The following is a 25,047-nucleotide window of genomic DNA, read 5'->3' as shown; positions in this document are numbered from 1 at the left end:
AAGGGATGTTTAACCTAACCCGGTAAACAGTGCCTTTGTTCTGTTCCGGCTAACTCGTAAATACTATGTCTACTGTTTTCATGTCCCAAGATTTCGCAACCGGTGCAGATAGCTTCGCAGCTTTGTTCGAAGAATCCCTGTCACGCCAGGATATGCGTTCCGGTGAAGTGATTTCTGCTGAAGTCGTCCGTATCGACCACAACTTCGTGATCGTTAACGCTGGCTTGAAGTCTGAAGCCTTTATCCCTGTTGAAGAATTCAAAAACGACCAGGGTGACCTGGAAGTTAATATCGGCGATTTCGTTTCCGTAGCGATTGATTCGCTGGAAAACGGTTTCGGCGACACTATTTTATCCCGTGACAAAGCTAAACGTCTGGCTTCCTGGCTCGCGCTGGAAAAAGCGCTGGAGTCTGGCGAGATCGTTACTGGTACAGTAAATGGCAAAGTCAAAGGTGGTCTGACTGTTCTGACGAACGGCATCCGCGCTTTCCTGCCAGGTTCTTTGGTTGATACACGCCCAGTTAAGGATACAACTCCTTACGAAGGCAAAACCATGGAATTCAAAGTCATCAAGCTCGACCGCAAACGTAACAACGTTGTGCTGTCCCGCCGCGCTGTTGTTGAAGCGTCCATGGGCGAAGAGCGTCAAAAACTGATGGAAACCCTGAAAGAAGGCACAGTGGTTACTGGTGTTGTTAAAAACATCACCGACTACGGCGCGTTCGTTGATCTGGGCGGCATCGATGGCCTGTTGCACATCACCGATCTGGCATGGCGTCGTGTACGTCACCCTTCCGAGGTGTTGACAGTTGGTCAGGAAATCACTGCAAAAGTATTGAAATTCGACCAAGAGAAAAACCGTGTATCCCTGGGTGTAAAACAATTGGGCGACGACCCATGGACAGGTTTGTCACGTCGTTACCCAGCGAACACACGTCTGTTCGGTAAAGTAACCAACCTGACCGACTACGGCGCGTTCGTTGAAGTCGAGCAAGGTATCGAAGGCCTGGTTCACGTTTCCGAAATGGACTGGACTAACAAAAACGTTGCACCAAACAAAGTTGTTCAATTGGGCGACGAAGTTGAAGTCATGGTTCTGGAAATCGACGAAGAACGTCGTCGTATCAGCCTGGGCATGAAACAGTGCAAAGCCAATCCTTGGGATGATTTCGCGATCAACCACAAGAAAGGTGACAAAGTTCGCGGCGCGATCAAGTCCATCACTGACTTCGGCGTATTTATCGGTTTGTCTGGCAATATCGACGGTTTGGTACATTTGTCTGATCTGTCCTGGAACGAAACCGGCGAAGAAGCCGTACGTCGCTTCAAGAAAGGTGACGAACTGGAAGCCATCGTTCTGGCTATTGATGTTGAGCGTGAGCGCGTTTCCCTGGGCGTCAAGCAACTGGAAGGCGATCCATTCAACAACTACTGCGCAATGAATGACAAAGGTGCAGTGGTCATTGGTACAGTTAAATCCGTTGAAGCCAAAGGCGCAGTCATCCAGTTGGCAGACGACGTAGAAGGCTACTTGCGTGCATCCGAAATCTCCCGCGACCGCGTGGAAGATGCTGGTACACACCTGAAAGTCGGCGACAGCGTTGAAGCCCTGGTATTGAACATTGACCGCAAAGCACGTGGTATCCAATTGTCTATCAAAGCTAAAGATAGCGTTGAAACACAAGAAGCCATGCAAAAAATGTCCACTACTGATTCCAACGCAGCATCCGGCACAACCAGCCTGGGCGCTTTGTTGAAAGCCAAGCTCGACAATAAAAACTAAGCTTAAGTCATAAGGTTTTATTCGTATGACTAAGTCGGAGCTGATAGCTCGTCTGGCAGAGCGATATCCGCAACTGGTAGCAAAGGATGTGGATATCGCTGTTAAAACCATACTCGACGCCATGTCGGATGCCCTCGCAACCGGGCAGCGCATAGAGATTCGTGGTTTTGGCAGCTTTGCTCTGAACAGTCGTCCACCACGCATAGGCCGTAATCCCAAATCGGGTGACAAGGTGATGGTGCCTGAAAAACGGGTGCCACACTTTAAACCAGGCAAGGAATTGCGCGAGCGTGTGGATGCCATGGTCGGGCAGCCTATACACGATGACTGAACTCTCTTGAGTTCGGGTATTGAGTTTGGATTATCGGGCTTCGCAAGCGATGTAAAAATAAAAACGGCATATCGGTACTCCGATATGCCGTTTTTTTTCAGTACAATGCACTTTTATCAAATGATGACTACCGGGACAGCCCCACCATGCCAGTGTGGCAGTGGCATAATGGGCAGATGGAGCAAGGCTGGCGCAACTGTGCGTAAATCAGCCTGATAGCCGGGTTTTGTTCCTGTTTATCTTCAAGGATGCATACATGAAATATATCTCCAGGTTTCTCACGGCGGTGCTGTTTGTCTTTTTCTTTGGCTTTGCCCTGAAAAATGATCAGATTGTCACCCTGCAATACTTCTTTGGTTACCAGCAATCGGCACCGCTGGTCATCATGCTGCTGATTTTCTTTGTTGCCGGCGCTACGCTGGGCGCGTTGGCGATGGTACCCATGGTGTTTCGTCATCGCCGGGATTTGTCTAAACACAAGAAAACCCTGGCTGAAATTGAAAAAGAGCGTGAAGCTGCGCAAAGGGCAAGCACACAGGCACCGCCAGCTGATAGCATTCGCAATACCTGAAACACGCGCCGCTGAGGCAGCGCACCTGCGGGCGGCTTGAAATACATGTACAAGAGACATACCGACCGCAGCAAGCAATAAGTAGCTTACCCAGTCTTAGTGCCTGGCCTGTTCAACAAGAAAAAATACATATGGAATTTGAAATTTGGTGGTTGCTGGGTATACCCCTGTTTTTTACACTGGGCTGGGTCGCAGCTCGTATCGATATCCGGCAACTGATCTCGGAATCGCGCAGTCTGCCGCGTGGCTATTTCAAGGGCTTGAACTTCCTTCTGAATGATCAGCCGGACAAGGCAATTGACGCCTTCATTGATATCGTCAGGCTCGATCCTGAAGCCGTGGACCTGCATTTTGCCCTTGGCAATCTGTTCCGCCGTCGTGGCGAAACCGAGCGTGCCATTCGTGTCCACCAAAACCTGCTGGCCAGGCCAGATCTGCCGAACGAGCAAAAGATCCAGGCAATGTATGAACTGGGGCAGGATTACCTGAAAGCAGGTTTGCTGGACAGGGCCGAAGAAACCTACAACCAGCTCGTGAATGGCCCGTTTGAAGCACAGGCCAGGCGGGCGCTGCTGGAAATCTACCAGCGCGAAAAAGAATGGGCGCGTGCGATTGAAGCGGCGAATGCCTTGCAGGAATGTGGCGCCGGTGGACGGCAAAAAGAAGTCGCCCAGTTCTATTGCGAAATCGCCCAGGATGAACTGGTGCACACCAATGCCGATGCGGCACTGGCCATGCTGGACCGGGCGCTGGCTACTGATCGTCATAATGTCCGTGCGATTATCCTGATGGGCGATGTGTTCCTGGCCAATGGTGATGTGGAAAGAGCCGTCCTGACCTGGCGTCGGGTTGAACAGCAAAGCGTGCCGCATGTCGCCCTGGTAGCCCAACGTTTGATGGATGGGTATCGTAAGCTTGAGCGGCCACAAGAAGGTTTGAACCTGTTGAAAAATTACCTGGCCGAAGCGCCATCGATAGATTTGCTGGAAGTCGTCTTCAAGGCCACCCAGGAACTGGAAGGCATCGATGCAGTTCATTTGTTGGTCAGCGATGAATTGCGTCGCACTCCGACCTTGCTGGGCCTGGATAAATTGCTCGATGCGCGCCTGATGTCAGCGCCGCCAGAAGTGCGCCCTGAACTGGCCGTGGTTAAAAACCTGGTCCATGGTTATGCGCAGAAACTGGCACGTTACCAGTGTTCGCATTGCGGTTTCAAGGCAAGGCAGTTTTACTGGCATTGCCCGGGTTGCAGTAAATGGGAAACCTATCCGCCACGTCGGACGGAAGAATTGAACGTAATGAATTAATGAAGCCCTGCATCTGAGCTAAGCATGGTCAGATTTTTTGGTGATGCGCACCATGCAGAAGCAGGGATGTACTGTGAAAAATCTTGAATAAGTGCTGTGATCTGAATCTGTTGGATGGTCAAATAATCAGATAAGCAGCGTGACTTATTTTTATATGGTGATCAAAAAATGAAAATCACAATTATTGGTACAGGTTATGTCGGCCTGGTCACAGGTGCTTGCCTGGCTGAATTAGGGAACGACGTATTTTGCCTGGATGTTGACCAGCGCAAGATTGATATCCTCAACCACGGTGGCATCCCTATTCATGAGCCAGGTCTGGAAGAAATCGTGGCACGCAATCGTGCTGCTGGCCGCATACAGTTTTCTACCGATGTAGAAGCCAGCGTCAAGCATGGCGACGTGCAATTCATCGCCGTGGGTACCCCGCCGGATGAAGACGGTTCTGCCGATCTGCAATATGTGGTGGCTGCGGCAAAAAACATCGGTAAATACATGACTGGCTTCAAGGTCGTCGTCGATAAATCTACCGTGCCGGTGGGCACGGCTGATCGCGTGAGTGCTGCTATTTCTGCAGAATTGGCAACACGTTCTGTGGCGGCAGAATTCTCTGTGGTATCGAATCCCGAATTTTTGAAAGAAGGCGCAGCGGTCGAAGACTTCATGCGCCCTGACCGTATCGTCATCGGTTGCGACCAGACACCGCAGGGTGAAAAGGCACGCAGCCAGATGAAAAAACTGTATGCACCTTTCAACCGCAATCATGAACGTACTTACTGGATGGATGTGCGTTCGGCCGAGTTCACCAAATACGCAGCAAATGCCATGCTGGCGACCCGTATCTCCTTCATGAATGAGCTGGCCAACCTGGCTGACCATGTTGGTGCCGATATCGAAGCAGTGCGCCACGGTATAGGTTCTGACCCGCGCATAGGCCACAGCTTTTTGTATGCCGGTTGCGGTTATGGCGGTTCCTGCTTCCCTAAAGATGTACAGGCGCTGGAACGCACGGCACAAGACTATGGCTTGAACCTGTTGATCCTGCAGGCAGTGGAAGCCGTCAATGCGCGTCAGAAGCAAGTGCTGGGCAACAAGATACAGCAACGCTTTGGCGACAATCTGAGTGGTCGTCATTTCGCCATCTGGGGCCTGGCATTCAAACCGAATACGGATGACATGCGCGCCGCTTCTTCGCGTGTGCTGCTGGGCGAATTATTGCGTCAGGGCGCGACCGTGGCGGTGTATGACCCGGTCTCCATGCAGGAAGCCAAGCGTGTGCTGGAACTGGATTTCTATGATGCGCCAGAATTACTGGCCTCGATACGCTATGCTGCCAACCCCATGGATGCCCTGGTGGATGCCGATGCGCTGGCCATCGTCACTGAATGGAAGGCCTTCCGTAGCCCTGACTTTGATGAAGTCAAGGCACGCCTGAAACAGCCGGTGATTTTTGACGGTCGCAACCTGTTTGAACCAACTGTCATGACCGAGCTGGGGATCGAATACCATGGCATAGGTCGGTCTGTGCTGACCCGCACTGACCAGTAAATACGCCTGCAGAACAAGGCAAAGCTAAGGACATAGGCAATAGCGAGGATAAACAAGACAATGAATAAAAAAATCCTGGTGGCTGGCGACGTGATGCTGGACCGCTACTGGTTTGGTGAAGTCAACCGTATTTCGCCAGAAGCACCAGTCCCCATCGTGCGTGTGGAAAAACGTGAAGAACGTCTGGGCGGTGCCGCCAATGTGGCACGCAATGCCGTGGCTCTGGGCGCGCAGGCAGCCCTGATGGGCATCGTTGGTGACGACGATGCCGGTAACAGCGTTGAAAGCCTGTTGGAAGCGTCAGGCATACAGGGGTACCTGATCCGCGACCCACAGATTTCCACCATCATCAAACTGCGGGTGATAGGCCGTCAGCAGCAATTGCTGCGCATTGATTTTGAAGAACGCCCAACTGAACCAGTATTGCGTGACAAGCTGAATCGCTTTAATTCACTGCTGGCGGGTTTTGATGTGATTGTCTTGTCTGATTATGCCAAGGGCAGCCTGGTGAATGTCAGCGCCATGATAGAAGCGGCCACCGCTGCTGGCAAACTGGTGCTGGTTGACCCCAAGGGTAGTGATTTCCATCGCTATGCCGGTGCCAGCCTGCTGACCCCCAACAAGTCAGAACTCAGACAGATCATCGGCGACTGGAACAGTGAAGAAGAATTGACCACCAAGGCACAGCAACTGCGCCGGGATTTGCGTCTGCAGGGTTTGCTGCTGACCCGCTCTGAAGAAGGAATGACCCTGTTCACCGAAGAAAGAATCTCTCACGTACCTGCCATGGCAAGGGAAGTGTTTGATGTGTCCGGCGCTGGTGATACCGTCATCGCCACCATGGCCGTGATGCTGGCAAATGGCATGTCCATGCAAGATGCGGTAGCGATTGCCAACCGTGCTGGTGGTATCGTGGTAGGCAAGCTGGGTACAGCAACTGTGACCAAGGAAGAGCTGTTCGCTGCTACGGCAATATAAGCAAAGCTTTTTTCTAAAAAGGACGGACTGATCAAATCGGCCCGTCCTTTTATTTTTGTGCAAATTTTACTTTATTGCGCCAAAACGAAAACTCGACGCCACCACGCCACCAAACATATTCTCTTCATGATAGACGCAGACCCCAGCTTCGTTCTGTGCCGCACCGACCGCCACCATCAGTGGCAATAAATGATCTTCCCTGGGATGGGCGATACGTGCCGCTGGTGCCTTCGACCAGTTGATCAGGTGTTCCACCCGCTCTGCCGGGGTGGATTCCAACAGGGTCTGTTGCAGCCAGTGATCAAACTGGGAAGAGGGTTCTTTTGCCTGTGGGCCAAAATACCTGAGATTGTGATAGCTGAGCCCGCTGCCTATGATCAGCACGCCTTCATCCCGCAAAGGTGCCAGCGCACGACCCAGTGCCAGATGTTGTTCCGGGTCCAGCCCGGTTTTCAGCGATACCTGGACTACCGGCATCTGAGCTTCTGGATACATCACTGCCAGTGGCGCAAAAGTGCCGTGATCAAAGCCGCGTTTGGCATCCGCCTGTGTCGGCAGACCTGCCGCCGTGAGCAAGTCCATAAGCTGTTCTGCCAATACCGGCGAGCCAGGGGCAGGGTAGCTGACCTTGTAAGTATGGGCCGGGAAACCGCCATAGTCATACACCATCGGTGGTTGTGGATTGCTCATGACGTGGAAAGCAGTTTCTTCCCAATGTGCCGATATCATCAGCAAGGCTTTTGGCACTTGCGGCAACTGGCGTGGAATATCGACCAGAGAAGCTTCCAGGATGTGCATGCGGGCGCGCAAGTCATCCATATACGGCCAGGGACCACCGCCGTGAGAAATAAAATAAGTAGGTAAACGCATGTTTGAAAATTCCTTGGTTCTGCAACGACGACTTCAGTGCGTGAGGATAAAGAACTGATTCGACATAAAAAGTGTGCCCATACTTAAGATCATAATGTTTCCCAATTGGGAAATCGATAGTGGTAAAGTCATTGAATCATTGCCAAATTTGGAAACATTGGCTGGAAGTAATAGTTGAAAGCAATAGTTGGAGGCAAAAGATGGAAGCAACATTTGGAAGTAATACATGGATGAACTAGAACTCAATGGCATCAGGGTCTTTCGCGAAATCATCGAGTCTGGCAGCTTCACCGCCGCCGCTGACAGGTTGGGTATGGCTGCGCCCATGGTCAGCAAGCACGTCGCCAGGCTCGAACGTAAACTGGGGGCCAGGTTATTGAACCGCACTAGCCGCAGCATGAGCCTGACCGAAGCCGGCAAGACCTTCTTTGAACAAGGGCGGCAGGCGCTGGATATCCTGGATGCTGCCGTCGCTGCCGTCGCGCAAGAAAGTGGGCCGCCGCGTGGTGAATTGAAAATCAGTGCCCCGGTCTGGTGTGCCACCGCCAGTTTTGCCAGTCTGCTGACAGAATTCCGTCGGCGCTATCCAGAAATACGACTGGATCTGCACCTGGATAATCACATGGTGGACCTGGTTGCTGCCGGCTTTGATCTGGGCTTGCGTGCCACAGCCGAACCATCGCCCACCCTGATTGCAAGACGCCTTTGCAGCGTGCCTTTTTATCTGGTCGCTACACCTGTCTATCTGCGCAGTTTGAAGGCGGCGACCGATACGGCAGAGCCCTTGTCGGTTGCCACGATTTTTCCCAACTATGTGCAGTTGGAACGCCTGAAATTCCCTGCAACGGCAGATGCCGTGTCTTTCAAGCTGGATGCGGTCATGAAGTCGAGTGACACCACGCTTAGCTACCACTGCGTGCTGGCCGGCATGGGTGCAGCTTTTTTGCCAGCCTGGCTGGTGGCTGACGATCTTGCATCTGGACGCCTGGTCCAGGTCAGTAATCATGGCCCCGGTTTTTCCGGTCATTTGTTCGCTGTGTATGCCAGCCGACGCCAGATGCCGCCCAAGCTGCGCTGCTTTATTGATTTTCTGATTGAAAAGCTGGGCGATCAGTCACAGGCTTGATCTGGGATAGCAAAATAAATCCCTGCATTAGTAATATTCTTCAAAGAAATCTGTGAAATACTTGTCAACGACTTGCTGGCTGCGCCGTTGATAGACCTGCAGGGAAGGAATTCAATCCGGACTATGCGTCTGAATAAAAACAGTTGTTCAATCAATGTTTGTTCCATTTAAGAGGGAGTATTCGCATGTTTAAGAAATTGATGTTTGCTATGCTGGCTTTGTTGGCCGCTTCGGGTTTTGCATTTGCTGACGTGGATGTCAACAAAGGTGATCAGGCTGCACTGGATGGTATCAAAGGCATAGGGCCTGCCAAATCCAAAGCGATTATCGAAGAGCGTACAAAAAACGGTAGCTTCAAGGATTGGTCTGACTTTGAAAAACGCGTCAAAGGCATAGGCGAAAAGAATTCCACCAAATTGTCGGAAGCAGGTTTGACTGTCAACGGCCAGGCGAAAGCTGGTGCTGCTGCCAAACCAGCAGCCAGCGCAGAGAAAGCGTCCAAGCCAGCCAAAGCTGACAAGGCTTCTGCATCCGCCTCGGCGTCTGCACCTGCTGCCTCTGCACCAACACCGTCAGCATCGGCATCAGCCAAAGCATCGGCCAGTGCCAAGGAAACCAAGAAATAAGTGATTGTGCGGACTACCTGTCCGTATCTTGATCAGGTAGTCGACCCCAAAAACCTCTGATGACGAATCAGAGGTTTTTTCTTTGCTTATTTGCTTATTTAAATTCTGTATAAGCTACCCGCAATTTTGTCCAGCCCATGGAGGTACCTGATTTTCATAGGGGAATCAGGTTGTCGGCCAGTTTTTGCAGCCAGTGCTGGTGGTGCTGTCCCTGGATTGACTGGCTTATACGGCAAGCATCTATAGGTAACTGGGATTAGAATAAGCGTTTGATTCTTTATAGCAGCTCACTATGTCTTATTTGACCATCGAAGATACTATTGGCAATACCCCGCTTGTCATGTTGCAGAGAATACCCGGTGCTGAAAACCAGCGTCGCAACAATGTCATCCTGGGTAAACTGGAAGGGAATAACCCAGCCGGTTCCGTCAAGGACAGACCAGCACTATCGATGATCAAGCGGGCAGAAGAACGTGGCCGCATCAAGCCAGGCGATACCCTGATTGAAGCAACCAGTGGCAATACCGGGATTGCGCTGGCCATGGCAGCTGCCATGCGTGGTTACAAGATGGTCTTGCTGATGCCGGAAAATCTGAGCATAGAACGCCGCCAAAGTATGGCCGCCTATGGGGCGCAAATTATCCTGACACCCAAGACTGGCGGTATGGAATATGCACGCGACTTGGCCGAGCAAATGCAAATTGAAGGCCGGGGCGTGATCCTCGACCAGTTTGCCAATCCCGATAATCCACTGGCCCACTATGAAACCACAGGGCCGGAAATCTGGCGTGATACCAAGGGACAGGTGACCCACTTCGTCAGCGCCATGGGTACCACCGGTACCATCATGGGCGTGTCTGCCTACCTGAAAGAGCAAAACCCGCAGATACAGATTGTGGGCGCGCAGCCTGAAGAAGGCTCGCAGATTCCCGGTATACGCAAATGGCCAGAAGCGTATATGCCCAAGATTTTTGACAAGGCCAGGGTTGACCAGGTGGAGTCTGTCAGTCAGTCAGATGCAGAACACATGGCGCGTCGCATGGCGATTGAAGAAGGTATTTTTTGTGGTATTTCTGCCGCAGGGGCCTGCGAAATTGCTCTGAGAATTGCACAGAATGTAGAAAATGCCACGATCGTTTTTGTGGTGTGTGACCGTGGTGACCGTTACCTGTCTACAGGCGTGTTCCCGGCCTGATGGCGGGATTGATGCAGTGGCGCGCGTCAGTGCACGCTGTTTTGATGTTTCACAAGCCTGTCATAAAGCTGTGGTATTACTATAGTCAGCCAAGTCAGTTCAATAGGACTTAGAACCTATTCATAATTGAGTGCGGCGACAGCGCTTTGAATAAACATACCTAGACCGCAAGCAGACATGCGTCTGTTTGCGCATGCCAGGCATGCAAATAAAAAAATACCGAAATCGCACTTGTGGAGCGCTTTCGGTATTTTTCAATATGCAATAGCCGTTGATTTAAAGCTTTAAACCAAGCAACTACCAAATCAAAACAAAATTATGCTGCGTCTTTTGGTTTGAATTGTTTGTCGCTGATACGGAATTTCGCACGACGGTCGCCCATCAATTCACGCAATTCCTTGATGCTGACATCGCTGATTTCATGCATGCGGATCAGCAGTGATGCGCCAACCGGCAGGCGACGATGCCTGATTTTACTGATTACTGGTGGTGCAACTTCTAATGCCCGTGAAAGTGCAGCATCATTTTTCAAATGCAATTGCTTGATCAGAGTATCCAACAGATTGTTTGGATCATAGTCGATTTCATCGGATTCAAGCTGGGTCAGATTTGCCATAATTACCTCGCTGTTTAGTTTATTGACGCCGAAATAGTTGCTTCAATAAAAAATTAATCAAACGGTAATATTGTATCTTTAAAATAGAATTTGCTTATCAGAAAAATAGCAAACCATTGTTAAATCTCTTGACACATTGCCTTATTCATACGTAAATGTATCAACTAGATAACATTACTCTAGTTTAAAACATACCGATTAGCAATGTTTATTAAGAAAATTAATTCACAAAAACAATATTACTTTTTAACCTCTCTTCTTTAAACATACAGCAAAACCTGATTTATCTTCTGTTAAATATCGTTAAGTCTCTTATTTTCCTCTGGCCGCAGCAATCACTCGACCGAGGTCGAACACCGACATCGCGTAAAAGTAGCTACGGTTGTAGCGGGTGATTGCATAGAAGTTCTCTGTTCCCAACCAGTACTCTGTGGCATCAGTGCCATTTTGCAAGTCAATCAAGCCGTACAATACGTCGGGGGGAGCGTCGCTGCTGGCGGTGCTGACCAGGGTTTTTAAGTCCTGCAACTGAAAACTGGCAGCCAAACCTTTCCCTATAGCATGGGAAAGTGCCTCTGATTTGTCGTGACTCAGGAGCGTGGCCGGAAATGCCACCGGTAAATTTTTCTTCCAGCCATGTTCTGCCAGGTAATGGGCAACGCTGCCTATGGCATCGACCGGTGAATCGGTCAGATTGATCTTGCCATCACCATCAAAGTCCACTGCATACTTCCTGATGCTGCCAGGCATGAATTGCGGCCAGCCTATGGCACCCGCATAGGAGCCTTTAAACACGAAGGGATCGAGCGTGGATTCGCGCGCCATCAGCAACATATTTTCCAGTTCAGACTGGAAGAACTGCATGCGGGCCTCACGTGTCGGTGTATCGGGATAATCAAAGGCCAGCGTCGTCAGTGCATCCATGACACGGAAACTGCCGGTCTGTTTGCCAAAGATAGTTTCTACACCGATGATACCCACGATGATTTCTGCCGGCACGCCATATTGCTGTTCGGCGCGCGCCAGGTCATCGGCATATTTGTCCCAGAAGGCAACGCCAGCTTCAATCCGGTAAGGTTCAACAAAACGCGCGCGGTAGGCTTTCCAGTTTTTCGGGCGGCCTGGTGGTGCCGGGCGCATCAATTGCCGGGTCTGTTCCACATAACGCACCTGCTTGAAGGTGGCGACCAAATCAGCCTCAACAAAGCCATGCCTGCTGACCATTTTGCTGATGAAGGCAGAGACTTCTTTCCACTGGTCAAAATGCACATCGTCTTTCTTGATGGTCGCATTTTTGCTGGACGGATTGTCACTGGTAGCGGACGCATTGTTTGCCGTGTTGACTTTCCTGGGTTTTTTTGTTGCCGTGGCCTGCGCATGTGGAGCCAGAAGCAGGGTACTGACTATCAGCGTCAACAAGCGGCCTGCAATAGAAGAATAAGAATAGTTCAAAATTCGGTATCGAAAATTAGCGGCATTCAGCCAGCAAAGTTTTTAAACGCCGGACCACCAGGGTTTCCGGCTCAGAGATTTTACCGTAGCGAGTAGCCGCATACAGCAATAAAAAGCGTTCCACGCTTGCCACTTCAATGGCAGGCAATACAGTCCGCAAGCGTTGCAGATAGGCTTGCGGGCCTTCGTGCATTTCTCGTGCTGCGGTTTTTTTTGCCATTTTGCGACAGAAAGAAAAGTATACCTTATCAAGTGCACTTGTACGCTGCTGGTTACGCATCAAAGGCAGCGCCATTAGGCCTATGACCAGGCTGGCTGCAATAAAAAACAGCAGGGTGATCTGGGCCCAGTCCACATCCAGAAAACCCAGCGAATTCAGCAAGTTTCTTTGCGAGCCCTGATTGTAGTTCAGCACCCACTGGTTCCAGGAATTATTGATGGCATCCCATTGCATGCGTGCCACATTCAAGAGTGAGATGCCGGTTGGCCCCAGATTCACCAGCCCGGCCAAGCCACGACGTGGTACGGCATAATTCAGTGATTGCATCACGCGTTCTGGCGCTACTGCCGCAGTGGGGTCAACCCGCACCCAGCCCTGGCCTTCGAGCCAGACTTCAGCCCAGGCATGGGCGTCAGATTGCCTGATTTCAAAGTAATCATCGACTGTATTCATGGCACCGCCCTGATAGCCGGTGACAACCCGTGCCGGTATCCTGGCTGCGCGCATCAGTATCACAAAGGCGCTGGAATAATGTTCACAAAATCCTGCCTTGGTATCAAACAGGAATTCATCCACGCTGTGCAGACCCAGGCGGGACGGTTCCAGCGTATAAGAAAATGCCTCGCGCCGGAAGTGGTTCAGCACTGCGCCTATCAATTGCCGATTATCCTGATAGGTGGCACGCAGCTTGTTGGCAAAAGCCATGGTACGCGGGTTATAGCCTACCGGCAGGTCCAGGGCTGCAAGCAGGGTATTCTGGTCCGCATTGGTTTCCAGCTTGTAGACCGGGTAGGACTCAACTTCATAGCGCAGTCTTTGGCTGATGTTACGCGCATTGCGTATTTCCATTCGTGCATTCACCAGGCTGCTGGTGATGGGCGCACCTTCTATTTGCGGTTGACCCGCGGCCACATCGAGGGCAAACATCCAGTTTTGGCCATTGGGTTCGAGGATGATTTCCTGGCGTATCTTGTTGCCGCTGAAGACCACGTGGTGTTTGGAAACCGGCCCGGCTCTTTCGTCCTGCGACCAGGTGCGACCATCAAAATCAGTCATGACCACGCCGCGCCAGTAAAGCAGGGATTTTTGCGGCACCGCTTGATTGAACCGGACCCGGAAAGCAATATCTTCCGACAGCACCAGTTCACTGATATTACCGGGTGCCATGGAACCCGACAGGCCGGTGCGCCCGCTTTGCGCATCCCCTGGCAAACCCCATAATGGACCCTGTATGCGCGGGAACAGCAGGAAGGCGATAATCGTTACCGGTATCGCCAATCCCAGAATACTGGCACCGAGTTTCAACCTTTGTTTCAAAGGTGGTACTACGCCAGTGTAATGAAAAGACAGTTGCGCCGTCAGCAATAAGCATAGCGCCAGCATGGTGATCAGGGCCGTACCTATGGTTTGCTGATAGAAAAAACTGGTCAGCAACAAAAAGAAACCCAGGAAAATCACCACGAACAAATCACGCTTGGCATGCATTTCCAGCAGCTTGCAAGTCAGCAGCAAGACCAGCATGGTCACGCCGGCTTCGCGTCCGAAGAAGGTTTTATGCGTAAGAAAAACGCCGCCCATCATGAGCAGGGCAATGGGCAGCAACAGCAATGCTGGCGGCAGCCGTTTGCCATTCAGTGTCAGCCAGCCGCGCCAGGTCAGCAACAGGGCAGAAGCCGCGCTGACCCACCATGTGATATGTGCTGTATGTGGCAACAGCACGCAAACGCAGGCAAAGATCAGCAGCAGCGTGTCGGATTTGTCACGCGAGAGAATCGGATGAAACTGCGTTGGACGAAACCGCGTTGGATTAAACCCCGTTGGACGAAGCCGCAGAGATGGCATGATCTTCATAAGTCATACAGCGCCAGCGCGCGCAGACAGGTTTCGCAGTGTTCCGGGCCCTGCGCCGGGGGTAGGTCAGTCTGGCCCAGGCGAAATCCAAACATCAGGCCATGCTGATCAGCTTCCAGCACCCAACTGGTCATGCGTGACAGTTTCAATTCGGTATCCATATGGGTGGGCAAGGCAGAGAAATCGATGATGACATCACTGCCAGAACCACCTGAAAATTGTTTCGTCACCAGTTGCCCGCCCAGGGACGTGTCGACCCTGGCGATATGTTTCCAGGCCAGATGTTTCATCGGGTCGCCGGGCTGGTAGGCACGGACCCCGGAAAAATCTTCTTCGCCGGCGTGACCCTGCACTTCGTTTTTGGCTTTGCCAGAAACCGGCAGCGGTGGTGGATTCTGTTCCGGCTGTGGATAGACGATGGCCTGGGCATCTGGCAGCCAGGTACTCCAGGCGCGTAACAGCCCCAGTGGGAACCAGGTCTGCAAACGTACTCTGGGAATGGCCTGCAGGCCGCGTGTCTGGGTCGGGCAGCTCAGTTGTATGGCAGTCTGGCTGTTCGGCGAAATATCCACAGCCTTGTCGGGATGACCGGCAAAACCGACCCAGATCGCATACCGCTGTATGGGCCGGCGATTGATCAGAAAGACCGTATATTCGGTTTCTTCACCGGCGAACACCGATTTGCTGGGACCGGCCAATAAGTGCAGGTAAGCCAAATTGCGAAAGCCAAAGAAGGTATTTACCAGGGCGATGCCGCCCAACACAAAAGTCAGGGCAAAACCCAGGTTCAGGCTGTAATTGGTTGCTGTCACAAACAGGATCAGCAATAAAACCACATAGGACCAGCCGGCCTTGCTGGGCAAGGTGAACACGCGACGCTGCTTGAGGAAAATTTCACCGCTTTCCGGTTTGCTTTCCAGAAAAATGATTTTTCGCAGTTTTTTCTTGATGGCGGTCAGCATGGTCTGGGGACTGAAGATAAAGACGGCACTATCAGACGCTGACACGCTTCATCAGTTGCGCCAGCAATTCACTGCTGGCACTGACTTTTCCTGTAGTGGATTTCAGTGGACGCAGGCGATGGGCAATCACCGGTATCAGTATCGCCTGCACATCTTCCGGCAAGACATGGTCGCGACCCTCAAGCGCGGCCCATGCACGGGCAGCCTGCAACAGGGCGATAGAGGCGCGCGGGCTCATACCCTCGGCAAACAGGTCGCCCTGACGGGTGGCGTGCGCCAAGGCTTGTACATAATCGATCAGCGGGGCCGAGGTATGGATTTGCCGCAACTGCTGTTGCGCCTGCATCAGTTCTTCTGCCTGCATGACGGCTGGCAAGGTGGCCAGCAGGCTGCGCCTGTCTTCACCCAGCAACAATGCGCGCTCTGCCGCTGCATCCGGGTAGCCCAGTGACAGACACATCAGAAAGCGGTCCAGTTGCGATTCCGGCAAGGCAAAGGTGCCCACCTGATGCGCCGGGTTTTGCGTGGCAATCACAAAAAATGGCTGAGGCAGCATGCGGGTCTGGCCTTCGGTCGAGACCTGCCGCTCTTCCATGGCTTCCAGCAGGGAAGACTGGGTCTTCGGGGTGGCACGATTGATTTCATCGGCCAGCAAAACCTGGGTAAACACGGGGCCGGGGTGAAACACGAACTGTGATTTTTCCCGGTCAAAAATCGAAATACCGATGACATCTGCCGGTAACAGGTCGCTGGTAAATTGCAGGCGGTTGAACTTCAGGCCCAGGGAAATAGCCAGCGCATGGGCCAGTGTGGTTTTGCCGACACCGGGTAAATCCTCGATCAGCAAATGGCCGCCGGCCAGCAGGCAGACCAGTGCCTGGCGAATCTGCTGCTCTTTGCCTATGATGATGCCATTGACCTGTTTTGCTACTTTATGTACTTTGGAAAACATTTTTTCCCTCAATTAAACGCTCAGACCTGATACAAATCCGGTGTGTCAAGGCCTGCCACATTGCTTTTGTCTACACCAGACAGTGTAAACGGAAATGTCGCAAACTGTTGCACGCGGCGAAAAGTTTTCAGCGTGCAGGTTTGCAAAATCGGTGAAATAGGGTGAAACTGATGCCAAGACAGATAAGATAAACAGGTGAGACGTAAAATTTCTCCGGTTCGGTAAAGCCACCGGGGTGATTTTTCCAGGGCCTGGCAAAGAGACATGACTACTGCGTATTACACCCATGCTGACTGCAAACGCCATGAAATGGGCTCCTGGCATCCCGAGTCACCGGAACGCCTGCAAGCCATAGACGATCAGTTGATCGCCAGTCGTATCAGTGATTTTCTCGACCACCGCGATGCACCCCAGGCCAGTGTAGCCGCCCTGGCAAGGGTGCATACCGAAGACGCGATTTTCCGCATACGCGAGAATTGTCCGTCCGAGCAATCCGGCTACAATCATTTTCCGCTGGATGCTGACACCTGCCTGAACGCCTATACCTGGCGCGCTTCGTTGCGGGCGGCAGGTGCAGCCGTGGCTGCCACCGATGCCGTGCTGGATGGCGAAGTGGAAAACGCTTTTTGCTCCATACGCCCACCTGGCCACCACGCCACACCAGGCGAAGCCATGGGTTTTTGCATGTTCAATAATGTCGCGGTAGCGGCCAAACATGCGCTGGAGGCACGTGGCCTCAAGCGTGTCGCCATTGTCGATTTTGATGTGCATCATGGCAATGGCACAGAAGAAGCTTTCCGCAATGATGAGCGGGTATTGATGGTCAGTTTTTTCCAGCATCCGTTTTATCCGTATACCGGTACCGATCATCCAGCCAGCAATATGGTGAATGTACCAGTGCCAGCGCATAGCTATGGTGATGTGGTGAGACAACTGGTCACCGAAAAATGGTTGCCAGCCTTGCGTGAGTTTGAACCGGAAATGATTTTCATCTCGGCCGGTTTCGATGCCCATCGCGAAGACGACATGGGGCAACTGGGCCTGGTGGAAGCAGATTATGCGTGGCTCACGCGGGAAATCATGGGCATCGCCAAAGAATTTTCCAATAAACGCATCGTCAGTTGCCTGGAAGGTGGGTACAACCTGTCGGCCCTGGGCAGAAGTGTGGTTGCCCATCTCAAAGTGCTGGCTGATCTGGATTGATGCATGTATCCGTTTGATCAATTGCACAGCATCAGGATTGAGTGAGCCAGTCGATGAAAAAACTCTTAGCAGCGCCGTTTTTGACACTTGGCCTGGCACTTAGCCTGGCACTTAACTATACCTGCACATGCGCGCAGGTCGTCGATGAACGCAGCATGCTGACCGAAAAAGTCGCCCGCTTTATCGATGAATGGCATGACGATGCCGCCCATGCACGCCTCAGTTATTTCGACAAGATGGCCAAAGAGGGCGTATACATTGGTACCGACCAGACCGAACGCTGGACGCGTGATGAATTCAAGGCCTGGGCCAAACGCTTTTTCGAGCGCCCTACCGCCTGGGCTTTCAAGTCGTTTAATCGCCATATCAGTTTTTCCGAAGACGGTCGCTGGATCTGGTTTGATGAACAGCTACACACCCAGATGGGGATCTGCCAGGCAAGCGGCGTCATCCAGCAGACTGCGCAGAGGCTGGAAATCATGTATTACCAGCTATCGCTGACGGTACCGAATGAATTGACGGATTACCTGGCTGCCGGCGTCAAAAAACTCGACGAAAAAAAAGCTGAACAAAAGGCCGCTCCCATGCCCTAAGGAGATTCCAGCGGCAGCTCGACAGTCACATAAAACCATTTGATTTTTGGCCAGTCTGCACGGCGGCTGACCAGGGTTTCTTCCGAAGCCATGCTGATGCTGTAATCAAATTCATGGCCACTGGCAAAACGTCCGCTGCCAGGGTGCTGGTGGTTGGGGAGGGTTTCCCAGATACAGCATGCATGTTTCATCCTTCCCATGTGTGCTTGCATGACGAAATAATCTTCTACCCTGGCAGCCGCCGGCCCGGCAACACGGTACCTGACACGCAGGACATGGATTTGTGCCAGCATCGTCGCTTCGCAAGACATGAATTCTAGTGAAGCAGGTTTTTTCGCTATTTGCTGTAAAAAATCAGCGCAGACAGGTGCGCCGTCTGGCGCATTCGGGTTTGCTGCCTGGGCCAGGTTCATGCAGACAGACAGCATCAAACACATAATGCCTGATACGGCCATCTTGAATACGCGTAAGGCTGGTGGAGCAGTGTGCATGAAGTCGCCAGTAATTTTTTGCTTATTGTTCATCTTGAACACAGCTGCCTATGTGCTATGACAATAACGAGAGTATGTCCAAACGGTATGCGGACACGCCTCCGCGTAAGTATAGTTAATTTACCCAGTTTCTTATAAAGGAAACAGGATGAATGTTGTCATACCTATATGCTTTTGTGCTTGCAGTGGCAGAAGAAGAGAAACTTCCGGCGCAAGCAGGGCAGACTTCCGTACAATATCGCTTTGTTTTTGCTAAAAAGAAGAATAAGCATGTCCATACAATGGTTCCCCGGCCACATGAACGCCGCCCGCAAGAAGGCGGCGGAAACCATGGAAAACACCGATCTGGTGATAGAAGTGCAGGATGCCCGCATTCCACAAGCCTCATGCAACCCCATGGTAGAGTCGCTGCGCAACTTCCGCCAGCGCCCCTGCCTGAAGATTTTGAACAAGGCCGACCTGGCTGACCCCAATGCAACCAAAGCCTGGCTGGATTTCTACAATGCCCAGAAGGGCGTGTTCGCCGTCGCCCTGAGCTGCAAAAAGCCATCTGATGTTGCCAAAGTTCCTGGTCTGGCCCTGAAGCTGGCCCCGCATCGCGGCGTGCCGACCAAGCCCTTACGCATGATGATCATGGGCATACCCAATGTCGGCAAATCGACGCTGATGAATGCCTTGCTCAAAAAACGTGTCGCCAATGTCGGTGATGAACCGGCCGTGACCAAGACCCAGCAACGCCTGTACCTGGGCAAGAACATGATCTTGACCGACACCCCCGGCATGCTCTGGCCCAAGATAGAACACCCTACTGACGGCCTGATGCTGGCGGCCAGCCATGCAGTCGGTGTGAATGCGCTGATTGAAGAAGAAATTGCCACTTTTTTGGCCGAACAATTGCTGATTCATTATCCGAAATTCATCACAGCGCGCTATGGTTTCCCGGTAGAAGGCATCGATGCCGTCTCTGTGATTGAAGGCGTGGCCAAAAAACGTGGCTATAAACTTAAAGGTGGTGACTGGGATTTTGAAAAGGCTTCCCATACCTTGCTGCTGGATTACCGCAGTGGTGCACTGGGACGCGTCAGCCTGGAAACACCGGCCAGCCGCGAGCATTTGCTGGCGACTTATGTGCCACCCGTTTTGCTGGGGCAAGGCAAGAGCGTGCAGACCGGCATGGAGCCAGAACCGGAAGACGCTGAATGAATTTCGCGGCGGACATGCCCTGGGTATTGCGCAATGATGCAGCAGGTGTCACCACCCTGACCCTGAACCGGGGCGAACGTTTCAACCCGTTGTCAGAAGAAATGCTGGCCGCTTTGCTGGCTGAATTCAAAGCCATTGCACTGGATGACGCCGTACGCGTGGTCGTATTGGCGGCTGCCGGCAAGGCATTTTGTGCCGGGCATGATCTCCGGCAAATGCAGGCTCATCCGGCAGAAGACTATTACAAGACCCTGTTCCAGCAATGCAGCAAACTGATGCTGGCTATCCAGAAATTGCCACAGCCAGTGATCGCCCGTGTGCAGGGCCTGGCAACTGCTGCCGGTTGCCAACTGGTGGGCATGTGTGACCTAGCGGTGGCCAGTGAGGATGCCAGCTTTGCTGTCTCTGGCGTGAATGTAGGCTTGTTCTGCTCCACGCCTGCGGTTGCCCTGTCGCGCAATGTCTCACGCAAACAGGCGATGGAAATGCTGCTGACTGGTGATTTCATCGATGCCGGGACGGCAATGCAGCGTGGCCTGATCAATCGCGTGGTCAGCCCTGAACAACTCGACACCTGTGTGGCCGCACTGGCCGCCAGCATCATCGCCAAACCTGCGTTGGCAATCAGCATGGGCAAGCAATTATTCTACAAACAGCTGGAAATGGGGATCGATGCAGCCTATCAGCTGGCCGGGCAAACCATGGCTTGCAATATGATGGATGAGACAGCACAGGAAGGTGTGCAGGCTTTCCTGGAAAAACGCCCACCGGTCTGGAAGTAAGCGCGGTATTAAACGATGTATTGAAACGATGTATTGAAACGATGTATTAAACGACGTACTAAGCGCAGTACTAAACTCTACTGATTACGTGAACTGAAGTGATCACCAATAATCGCCCCCAGCGAACACCATACCCCCGCCACAAAGCAGGTATATAACACGGTGTAGGTGCTAGGCAGGGAAGCTGGCGTATCGCTATAGGCCACGCTGGCATAGGTATACACCAGTGCAGTGGTGGCAATGCCCAGCAGGTAACCATGCATCATGGGCGAACGTCGCGCCAGGTAACCCACCACCAGACCAGGCAGCAGGTATTGCATAAAGCCAAAAATGGTCATGAAAATCTGGTTACCCCACAGACCTGTATCGCTACTACCCGCATCCGCGGCCGGACTCATGGATACCTTCAGCGCCGTAATAAACACGAAATACAGCAAACCATACAGTACCGTCGCCAGTGCGATGGCGTGAGGATTAGGTTTGGAAATGAAAGGTTGGAAAGCCATAAGGGCGAGATTATACCCTGTGCTGCTAAAGATTTGGGCAGCTTTGGGCAGCTTTTTGATTGCAATCTGACTACATCGCAAGATTCATCCAGCCATTTTTATCCCGCAGATTGCTGATGGAGAGGGAGATGGCCAAAAATCAGAACAGGTAACTGGCGCTGAATACCAGGTTGCTGCGTGCGGGGCTTTGGTATCTGACCGCACTATAGGTGTGCCGCTGCTTCGTTGTGCCGTAAGCCAGTTGCAGCTTCCAGGATGAAAAATTGACACCAAATCCTATGCGGGCATCAAGGCGGTTATTGGCAACCTGGCCAGCTTTGGCATCTGGATAGGTCAGCCAGCCTATGTGGGAGAACACGTCAATACGCTCGTGCAATGCATAATCTGCATTTGCTTCGAGGTACAGGCTTTTCATGCTCAAGCCTATGTAATCAGGGGAATAGTAAATTCTGGCACTGAGATTATCCATCATGATGCCGGTGAATATTTCTCCATAGTTGAGGCTGGTGGCGTTCGGGAACAGGGAACCGGTGACACCCGCTTCCCAGATCATTCCCGAAGCCAGGCCCAGGCGTCGTGAAAGACCGGAGTACAGCAAAATCTGCTCGCCATCGCTAGTCCAACTATAGACCCGGACTTTTGAACCAAAGGCCCCGGCATACCACCCGTCCGGACTATCATAAACCAGGTTCAACTGGGGCACCGCCTGTCCGTCACTGAGAGAAATGCCACGATAAGAATAATCAGACACCAGCGTCATGCTGCCACTGACCTGTGCGTAGGCCTTGCCTTCAAAAGCAAACAGGGTAAGGATGAAAATCGCACAAAATTTCAGCAATACCGCACCTTTATGAATGGCCATCAATCACACATGCTTATGGATGAGTGGCGACTGTTGTGGTTGGCGTCGTACTGACAGCAGGGGCTGCCATTTGACATGAACACGCACATTTATGTGTGACCCTATGCAAGGTGGCACACAGATTGACCTGCCCGCTGATGTTGGCATCGCTCTGGTTGACGGGGTTGACCACCAGATCAGCGCGTACCTGCGCCAGGCTGGCAGAAGGCTGCAGTTCGCTGAGCAATGCCATCATTCCTGAAATATGCGCTGCCGAATACGATGAACCGGAGACAAAATTCCAGCGCGCACCCGGTGCCGTGGTCGGTATGTCACGCCCCGGCGCTACCAGAATGTCATTCGCCAGCAGTGTGGTCTTGCTGTCTGCCACCGCAAACACACCGGGGTGCGAGGCCGGGAAGCCGCCATCAGCACGCTTGGGGTCCATGGCACCGACGATCTTGATGTTGCGAGAAATAGCCGCATCCAGCAATTGCTTCAGCAAGCGGTCCGGCGGGCCGGACAGGCTCATGTTAATTACCTGCACACCTTGCGTCAGGGCGAAATTCAATGCCTTACCCAGCGTGAAGCTATTGCATCTGGTTTTATTTTCGGGCTCTTGCCAGCAAGCTCTCAGGGCCATGACACGGGTGTCGGGCGCTATGCCTTCTATGCCTATGCCATTTCCGGCACGTGCAGCGATCACACCGGCAACACCAGTGCCGTGGGTTTCGCCTACATAGGGGTTGCCGTCGATAAAATTCTGGTTCAGTGAGATTTGTCCAACCAGGTCGGGGTGTTTGATTTCTACACCACTGTCGATGACGGCCACGACCACATTGCGACCAGTGGCAATTTTGCGTACATCATCGAGCTGCCAGTATTTGTTGACCGGCTGCACCGGGAACAAGGGGTCATTTTTGGCCTGCGCATCAAAGGTATTGATGGTCTGTACCCAGGCGACGCGGGCATCCTTGCTCAGTATTTCCATTATCTGGGCTTCGGACGTGGTCTCGGTTTCTTCCATCACAAAGCAATCCACATTCAGGACTGGCATGGGCCAGTCTTCCAGCAGTTTCAGGCCATGCACACGCGCCAGTTCTTCGGCGATACGGCGGCGGGCGGTGCGGCTGACATCATTGCTGTAACCACCGCTATAACTGACATCCGGGCGAAAATGTGGTGCTGGCAGATGCAGCATCACCAGCAGCCGGCGTTTGGCTTCCGGCTCTTTCTGCATCACCGGTTCGGCGTCGTTGTCGTTGCGGGCACTGACTGTTGATGTGCTCAGTCCCGCCGCCAGTGCCAGCAAGGCAGCAAGCCCGATTCTGAGCCACAGCCTGATCCAGCGAGGCTTACCGGGCTTATTCATTTGGCACCTCCGGCTTGCAGGGATTCCACCAGTTCAATCACTGGTTCAGAGCGTAACTCGTCCATGCTTTGCGTCAACCTGTCGTCAGGGACATTGAGCAGATAGGCATTGGTGACCGTGGGGCCATCGATGATGCGGGCGTCATTCAGTGACATGATGCGTTGTATATCTTTGACTGTAGTTTCCGGTTTGAAGATGACGACAATATTGCCGGACGAGCGTTCGCCGCTGCCCAGCACATGATAACTGGTATTGTCTTGCACGGGCAGAACCAGATGCGCCACCAGCCCGACGATGATGGCCGTCTGTGCCGCCATGACCCAGCCCATGGACCGGTTAGTATTTGTCGACAATAAGGCCCGCAAGCGCGCCAGCAGGCTATTATTTGCTGTGGCGCTGGCTGCTTGCACCTGTTTATTCTGCGTATCCAGTCTTGGCAACAGGCTGGCGAGGGCACGATCAAGGTCGGGTGCGCTGCTTGTCGCCGGTTCGCTGGCTTGCAGGTCAATTTGCCATTGCAGGTCATGCTTGCAAGCTGTACATGTTTGCAAATGTTTTTGTACTAACTGTTTTTCGTCAGGCTGCAGGGTATTGACGACATACCAGGGCAGCAAGTCCTGGACGATGGCATGCGCTGCCTCGTCAGACGGATAGGACTGGCTTGTTTTCATGTTCATAATATTTCCTCCATGCTGTCGGAAAGCATGAATCTCAAACGCTGTCTTGCGTGGAACATCCGGGTTTTGACGGTGTTGACCGGGCATTCCATGGTTTCAGCAATTTCCTTGTATCCCATCTCATGATAATAAGTGAGGCTGACGACCACGCGCTGCTCCATGGGCAGAGCACGCAGGGCCCGGTTCAGGTCACCTTCCAGTTGTTGGGCAGACATCTGGTGTTCGGGTTCATAGCGGGATTCTGCCGCATGATGTTCAAAATTGGATTCCACTGCTGCATCAAATGTCTGTATGGCCTTTAGTGCCTGACGATAGGCTATCGCAAATATCCAGGTAGATACCTTCGATGTCTGGTTAAAGGTATGGGCTTTTTGCCAGACCACCAACATCGTATCGTTGACTATCTCTTCTATCAGATGCGTATCACGTGTCATCTTGTCAAGAAAACGGGCCAGCCTGCCAAAGTACACGCGATACAAAGCCTCAAACGCCTGCCGATCGGCATTGGCAATCGAGGCGATCAACTGAACTTCATGTGCTTCCGGGGTAGTTGGACGCTTGTTGTCTGTTTTACCTCGCCATCCCCAATTCTCAAACATGCCTGCGTTCTCCTCGATGAAACGTTAATACCTGATCGGGTAGAAAAGGTTCATTGCATGTTCAAAAAAATTGCGTATGGTCGCTTGGCGACGGCCTTACCTAAAAAACAGCAGGCTGGACTTTCAAGCCGGATGCCTGATGTTAACTGTCGTAACGGGTATCGGGACTGTTGAATGATTGTAGCGCATCGGTATGCTGGTATGACTGCTTTAGCGTTTTTTTGACCAGGCATTTTTTCATTCCTGTCTTTTTATCTCTCAATTCAACTTTCACAAAATACTGCGTATTACGTATTACGTATTACGTATTGCGTGGTGTTGCGATGCGGTTTTTGCGTGCATCAAAAAATATTTCATTTTTCTTTGAACCTATTTGAATGATTGGCGCATT

At 52.2% G+C, this 25,047-nt stretch carries 25 protein-coding genes; 13 read left to right on the top strand and 12 right to left on the bottom strand.

What is annotated here, in order from left to right:
• The first annotated feature begins 80 nt into the window (after nt 1–80).
• From rpsA to rfaE1, 6 genes are all read left to right on the top strand, one after another.
• On the top strand, nt 81–1,784 hold the full coding sequence (gene rpsA, locus ACO0LM_RS20820; RefSeq protein ID WP_422985688.1) for a 30S ribosomal protein S1: 1,704 nt from the start codon (nt 81–83) through the stop codon (nt 1,782–1,784).
• A 25-nt stretch (nt 1,785–1,809) separates the two neighbouring features.
• Nucleotides 1,810–2,115 (top strand): integration host factor subunit beta, encoded by a 306-nt coding sequence (locus tag ACO0LM_RS20815; RefSeq protein ID WP_110256992.1) that lies wholly within the window; start codon nt 1,810–1,812, stop codon nt 2,113–2,115.
• Between the two features lie 256 nt (nt 2,116–2,371).
• Entirely contained in the window at nt 2,372–2,686 is a 315-nt protein-coding gene (locus tag ACO0LM_RS20810; RefSeq protein WP_422985690.1) for a LapA family protein, read from the top strand.
• A 131-nt stretch (nt 2,687–2,817) separates the two neighbouring features.
• Nucleotides 2,818–3,993 (top strand): lipopolysaccharide assembly protein LapB, encoded by a 1,176-nt coding sequence (gene lapB, locus ACO0LM_RS20805; RefSeq protein WP_422985692.1) that lies wholly within the window; start codon nt 2,818–2,820, stop codon nt 3,991–3,993.
• Between the two features lie 168 nt (nt 3,994–4,161).
• Entirely contained in the window at nt 4,162–5,541 is a 1,380-nt protein-coding gene (locus ACO0LM_RS20800) for a UDP-glucose dehydrogenase family protein (protein ID WP_423039532.1), read from the top strand.
• 60 nt (nt 5,542–5,601) lie between these two features.
• Nucleotides 5,602–6,519, top strand: coding sequence for a D-glycero-beta-D-manno-heptose-7-phosphate kinase (gene rfaE1 / locus ACO0LM_RS20795; protein ID WP_423039530.1), 918 nt, complete (start codon nt 5,602–5,604; stop codon nt 6,517–6,519).
• 66 nt (nt 6,520–6,585) lie between these two features.
• Here the strand turns inward: rfaE1 and ACO0LM_RS20790 are convergent, their stop codons facing one another.
• Nucleotides 6,586–7,389, bottom strand: a complete 804-nt coding sequence (locus ACO0LM_RS20790; RefSeq protein ID WP_423039528.1) for a DODA-type extradiol aromatic ring-opening family dioxygenase — start codon at nt 7,387–7,389, stop codon at nt 6,586–6,588.
• A 226-nt stretch (nt 7,390–7,615) separates the two neighbouring features.
• Between ACO0LM_RS20790 and ACO0LM_RS20785 the strand changes: the two genes are divergently transcribed.
• From ACO0LM_RS20785 to cysM, 3 genes are all read left to right on the top strand, one after another.
• The gene (locus ACO0LM_RS20785) at nt 7,616–8,515 is read left to right on the top strand and encodes a LysR family transcriptional regulator (protein ID WP_423039526.1); all 900 of its coding nucleotides are present in this window, start codon (nt 7,616–7,618) and stop codon (nt 8,513–8,515) included.
• A 185-nt stretch (nt 8,516–8,700) separates the two neighbouring features.
• Nucleotides 8,701–9,141 carry a ComEA family DNA-binding protein gene (locus ACO0LM_RS20780; RefSeq protein ID WP_423039524.1) on the top strand — a complete coding sequence of 147 codons (441 nt, stop codon included), beginning with the start codon at nt 8,701–8,703 and terminating at the stop codon, nt 9,139–9,141.
• 292 nt (nt 9,142–9,433) lie between these two features.
• The gene (gene cysM, locus ACO0LM_RS20775) at nt 9,434–10,336 is read left to right on the top strand and encodes a cysteine synthase CysM (RefSeq protein WP_422985706.1); all 903 of its coding nucleotides are present in this window, start codon (nt 9,434–9,436) and stop codon (nt 10,334–10,336) included.
• Nucleotides 10,337–10,652: 316 nt separating this feature from the next.
• Here cysM and ACO0LM_RS20770 read toward each other — a convergent pair whose 3' ends face one another.
• The 5 genes from ACO0LM_RS20770 to ACO0LM_RS20750 all read right to left on the bottom strand — a co-directional run bounded on the left by ACO0LM_RS20770 (nt 10,653) and on the right by ACO0LM_RS20750 (nt 16,389).
• Nucleotides 10,653–10,952: a hypothetical protein gene (locus tag ACO0LM_RS20770; RefSeq protein ID WP_110257001.1), complete on the bottom strand. Its 300-nt coding sequence runs from the start codon at nt 10,950–10,952 to the stop codon at nt 10,653–10,655.
• Nucleotides 10,953–11,264: 312 nt separating this feature from the next.
• On the bottom strand, nt 11,265–12,371 hold the full coding sequence (mltB, locus tag ACO0LM_RS20765) for a lytic murein transglycosylase B (protein WP_423039522.1): 1,107 nt from the start codon (nt 12,369–12,371) through the stop codon (nt 11,265–11,267).
• Between the two features lie 49 nt (nt 12,372–12,420).
• Entirely contained in the window at nt 12,421–14,466 is a 2,046-nt protein-coding gene (locus ACO0LM_RS20760) for a transglutaminase TgpA family protein (protein ID WP_423039520.1), read from the bottom strand.
• A gap of 5 nt (nt 14,467–14,471) precedes the next feature.
• Entirely contained in the window at nt 14,472–15,482 is a 1,011-nt protein-coding gene (locus ACO0LM_RS20755) for a DUF58 domain-containing protein (protein WP_423039518.1), read from the bottom strand.
• The gene (locus ACO0LM_RS20750; protein WP_423039516.1) at nt 15,469–16,389 is read right to left on the bottom strand and encodes an AAA family ATPase; all 921 of its coding nucleotides are present in this window, start codon (nt 16,387–16,389) and stop codon (nt 15,469–15,471) included. The genes ACO0LM_RS20755 and ACO0LM_RS20750 overlap by 14 nt, the downstream gene beginning before the upstream one ends.
• A gap of 264 nt (nt 16,390–16,653) precedes the next feature.
• On the opposite strand from ACO0LM_RS20750, the gene ACO0LM_RS20745 reads away from it, so the two are divergent.
• Complete coding sequence (locus tag ACO0LM_RS20745) at nt 16,654–17,592, top strand: histone deacetylase family protein (RefSeq protein WP_423039514.1); 939 nt, start codon at nt 16,654–16,656, stop codon at nt 17,590–17,592.
• Nucleotides 17,593–17,645: 53 nt separating this feature from the next.
• Complete coding sequence (locus ACO0LM_RS20740) at nt 17,646–18,185, top strand: nuclear transport factor 2 family protein (protein WP_423039512.1); 540 nt, start codon at nt 17,646–17,648, stop codon at nt 18,183–18,185.
• On the opposite strand, the gene ACO0LM_RS20735 is transcribed toward ACO0LM_RS20740, so the two are convergent.
• Nucleotides 18,182–18,709 (bottom strand): DUF4952 domain-containing protein, encoded by a 528-nt coding sequence (locus tag ACO0LM_RS20735; protein WP_423039510.1) that lies wholly within the window; start codon nt 18,707–18,709, stop codon nt 18,182–18,184. The genes ACO0LM_RS20740 and ACO0LM_RS20735 overlap by 4 nt on opposite strands.
• A gap of 237 nt (nt 18,710–18,946) precedes the next feature.
• Between ACO0LM_RS20735 and ylqF the strand changes: the two genes are divergently transcribed.
• Together ylqF and ACO0LM_RS20725 are read left to right on the top strand one after the other, a co-directional pair.
• On the top strand, nt 18,947–19,879 hold the full coding sequence (ylqF, locus tag ACO0LM_RS20730; RefSeq protein WP_423039508.1) for a ribosome biogenesis GTPase YlqF: 933 nt from the start codon (nt 18,947–18,949) through the stop codon (nt 19,877–19,879).
• Complete coding sequence (locus tag ACO0LM_RS20725) at nt 19,876–20,661, top strand: enoyl-CoA hydratase (RefSeq protein ID WP_423039506.1); 786 nt, start codon at nt 19,876–19,878, stop codon at nt 20,659–20,661. The genes ylqF and ACO0LM_RS20725 overlap by 4 nt, the downstream gene beginning before the upstream one ends.
• A gap of 77 nt (nt 20,662–20,738) precedes the next feature.
• On the opposite strand, the gene ACO0LM_RS20720 is transcribed toward ACO0LM_RS20725, so the two are convergent.
• From ACO0LM_RS20720 to ACO0LM_RS20700, 5 genes are all read right to left on the bottom strand, one after another.
• The gene (locus ACO0LM_RS20720) at nt 20,739–21,167 is read right to left on the bottom strand and encodes a hypothetical protein (RefSeq protein ID WP_423039504.1); all 429 of its coding nucleotides are present in this window, start codon (nt 21,165–21,167) and stop codon (nt 20,739–20,741) included.
• 139 nt (nt 21,168–21,306) lie between these two features.
• Complete coding sequence (locus ACO0LM_RS20715; protein ID WP_423039502.1) at nt 21,307–22,029, bottom strand: TorF family putative porin; 723 nt, start codon at nt 22,027–22,029, stop codon at nt 21,307–21,309.
• Nucleotides 22,030–22,042: 13 nt separating this feature from the next.
• The gene (locus ACO0LM_RS20710) at nt 22,043–23,380 is read right to left on the bottom strand and encodes a S8 family peptidase (protein WP_423039500.1); all 1,338 of its coding nucleotides are present in this window, start codon (nt 23,378–23,380) and stop codon (nt 22,043–22,045) included.
• A complete protein-coding gene (locus ACO0LM_RS20705) occupies nt 23,377–24,057 on the bottom strand; it encodes a zf-HC2 domain-containing protein (RefSeq protein WP_423039498.1) in 681 nt (226 codons plus the stop codon). Before ACO0LM_RS20705 ends, ACO0LM_RS20710 begins: the two co-directional genes overlap by 4 nt.
• Complete coding sequence (locus ACO0LM_RS20700; RefSeq protein ID WP_422985734.1) at nt 24,054–24,656, bottom strand: RNA polymerase sigma factor; 603 nt, start codon at nt 24,654–24,656, stop codon at nt 24,054–24,056. Before ACO0LM_RS20700 ends, ACO0LM_RS20705 begins: the two co-directional genes overlap by 4 nt.
• Nucleotides 24,657–25,047 lie beyond the last annotated feature (391 nt).

The organism is Undibacterium sp. Di26W, assembly GCF_049340265.1.
Classification (GTDB): Bacteria; Pseudomonadota; Gammaproteobacteria; order Burkholderiales; family Burkholderiaceae_D; genus Undibacterium.
The sequence above is the reverse complement of the archived record's forward strand: the minus strand, read 5'-3'. Positions and strand labels throughout refer to the sequence as shown.

Coding starts and splice junctions, on each gene's coding strand:
- rpsA (WP_422985688.1), top strand. CDS start 81: ATGTCCCAAGATTTCGCAACCGGTGCAGATAGCTTCGCAGCTTTGTTC.
- ACO0LM_RS20815 (WP_110256992.1), top strand. CDS start 1,810: ATGACTAAGTCGGAGCTGATAGCTCGTCTGGCAGAGCGATATCCGCAA.
- ACO0LM_RS20810 (WP_422985690.1), top strand. CDS start 2,372: ATGAAATATATCTCCAGGTTTCTCACGGCGGTGCTGTTTGTCTTTTTC.
- lapB (WP_422985692.1), top strand. CDS start 2,818: ATGGAATTTGAAATTTGGTGGTTGCTGGGTATACCCCTGTTTTTTACA.
- ACO0LM_RS20800 (WP_423039532.1), top strand. CDS start 4,162: ATGAAAATCACAATTATTGGTACAGGTTATGTCGGCCTGGTCACAGGT.
- rfaE1 (WP_423039530.1), top strand. CDS start 5,602: ATGAATAAAAAAATCCTGGTGGCTGGCGACGTGATGCTGGACCGCTAC.
- ACO0LM_RS20790 (WP_423039528.1), bottom strand. CDS start 7,389: ATGCGTTTACCTACTTATTTTATTTCTCACGGCGGTGGTCCCTGGCCG.
- ACO0LM_RS20785 (WP_423039526.1), top strand. CDS start 7,616: ATGGATGAACTAGAACTCAATGGCATCAGGGTCTTTCGCGAAATCATC.
- ACO0LM_RS20780 (WP_423039524.1), top strand. CDS start 8,701: ATGTTTAAGAAATTGATGTTTGCTATGCTGGCTTTGTTGGCCGCTTCG.
- cysM (WP_422985706.1), top strand. CDS start 9,434: ATGTCTTATTTGACCATCGAAGATACTATTGGCAATACCCCGCTTGTC.
- ACO0LM_RS20770 (WP_110257001.1), bottom strand. CDS start 10,952: ATGGCAAATCTGACCCAGCTTGAATCCGATGAAATCGACTATGATCCA.
- ACO0LM_RS20760 (WP_423039520.1), bottom strand. CDS start 14,466: ATGCCATCTCTGCGGCTTCGTCCAACGGGGTTTAATCCAACGCGGTTT.
- ACO0LM_RS20750 (WP_423039516.1), bottom strand. CDS start 16,389: ATGTTTTCCAAAGTACATAAAGTAGCAAAACAGGTCAATGGCATCATC.
- ACO0LM_RS20745 (WP_423039514.1), top strand. CDS start 16,654: ATGACTACTGCGTATTACACCCATGCTGACTGCAAACGCCATGAAATG.
- ACO0LM_RS20740 (WP_423039512.1), top strand. CDS start 17,646: ATGAAAAAACTCTTAGCAGCGCCGTTTTTGACACTTGGCCTGGCACTT.
- ACO0LM_RS20735 (WP_423039510.1), bottom strand. CDS start 18,709: ATGAACAATAAGCAAAAAATTACTGGCGACTTCATGCACACTGCTCCA.
- ylqF (WP_423039508.1), top strand. CDS start 18,947: ATGTCCATACAATGGTTCCCCGGCCACATGAACGCCGCCCGCAAGAAG.
- ACO0LM_RS20725 (WP_423039506.1), top strand. CDS start 19,876: ATGAATTTCGCGGCGGACATGCCCTGGGTATTGCGCAATGATGCAGCA.
- ACO0LM_RS20720 (WP_423039504.1), bottom strand. CDS start 21,167: ATGGCTTTCCAACCTTTCATTTCCAAACCTAATCCTCACGCCATCGCA.
- ACO0LM_RS20715 (WP_423039502.1), bottom strand. CDS start 22,029: ATGGCCATTCATAAAGGTGCGGTATTGCTGAAATTTTGTGCGATTTTC.
- ACO0LM_RS20710 (WP_423039500.1), bottom strand. CDS start 23,380: ATGAATAAGCCCGGTAAGCCTCGCTGGATCAGGCTGTGGCTCAGAATC.
- ACO0LM_RS20705 (WP_423039498.1), bottom strand. CDS start 24,057: ATGAACATGAAAACAAGCCAGTCCTATCCGTCTGACGAGGCAGCGCAT.
- ACO0LM_RS20700 (WP_422985734.1), bottom strand. CDS start 24,656: ATGTTTGAGAATTGGGGATGGCGAGGTAAAACAGACAACAAGCGTCCA.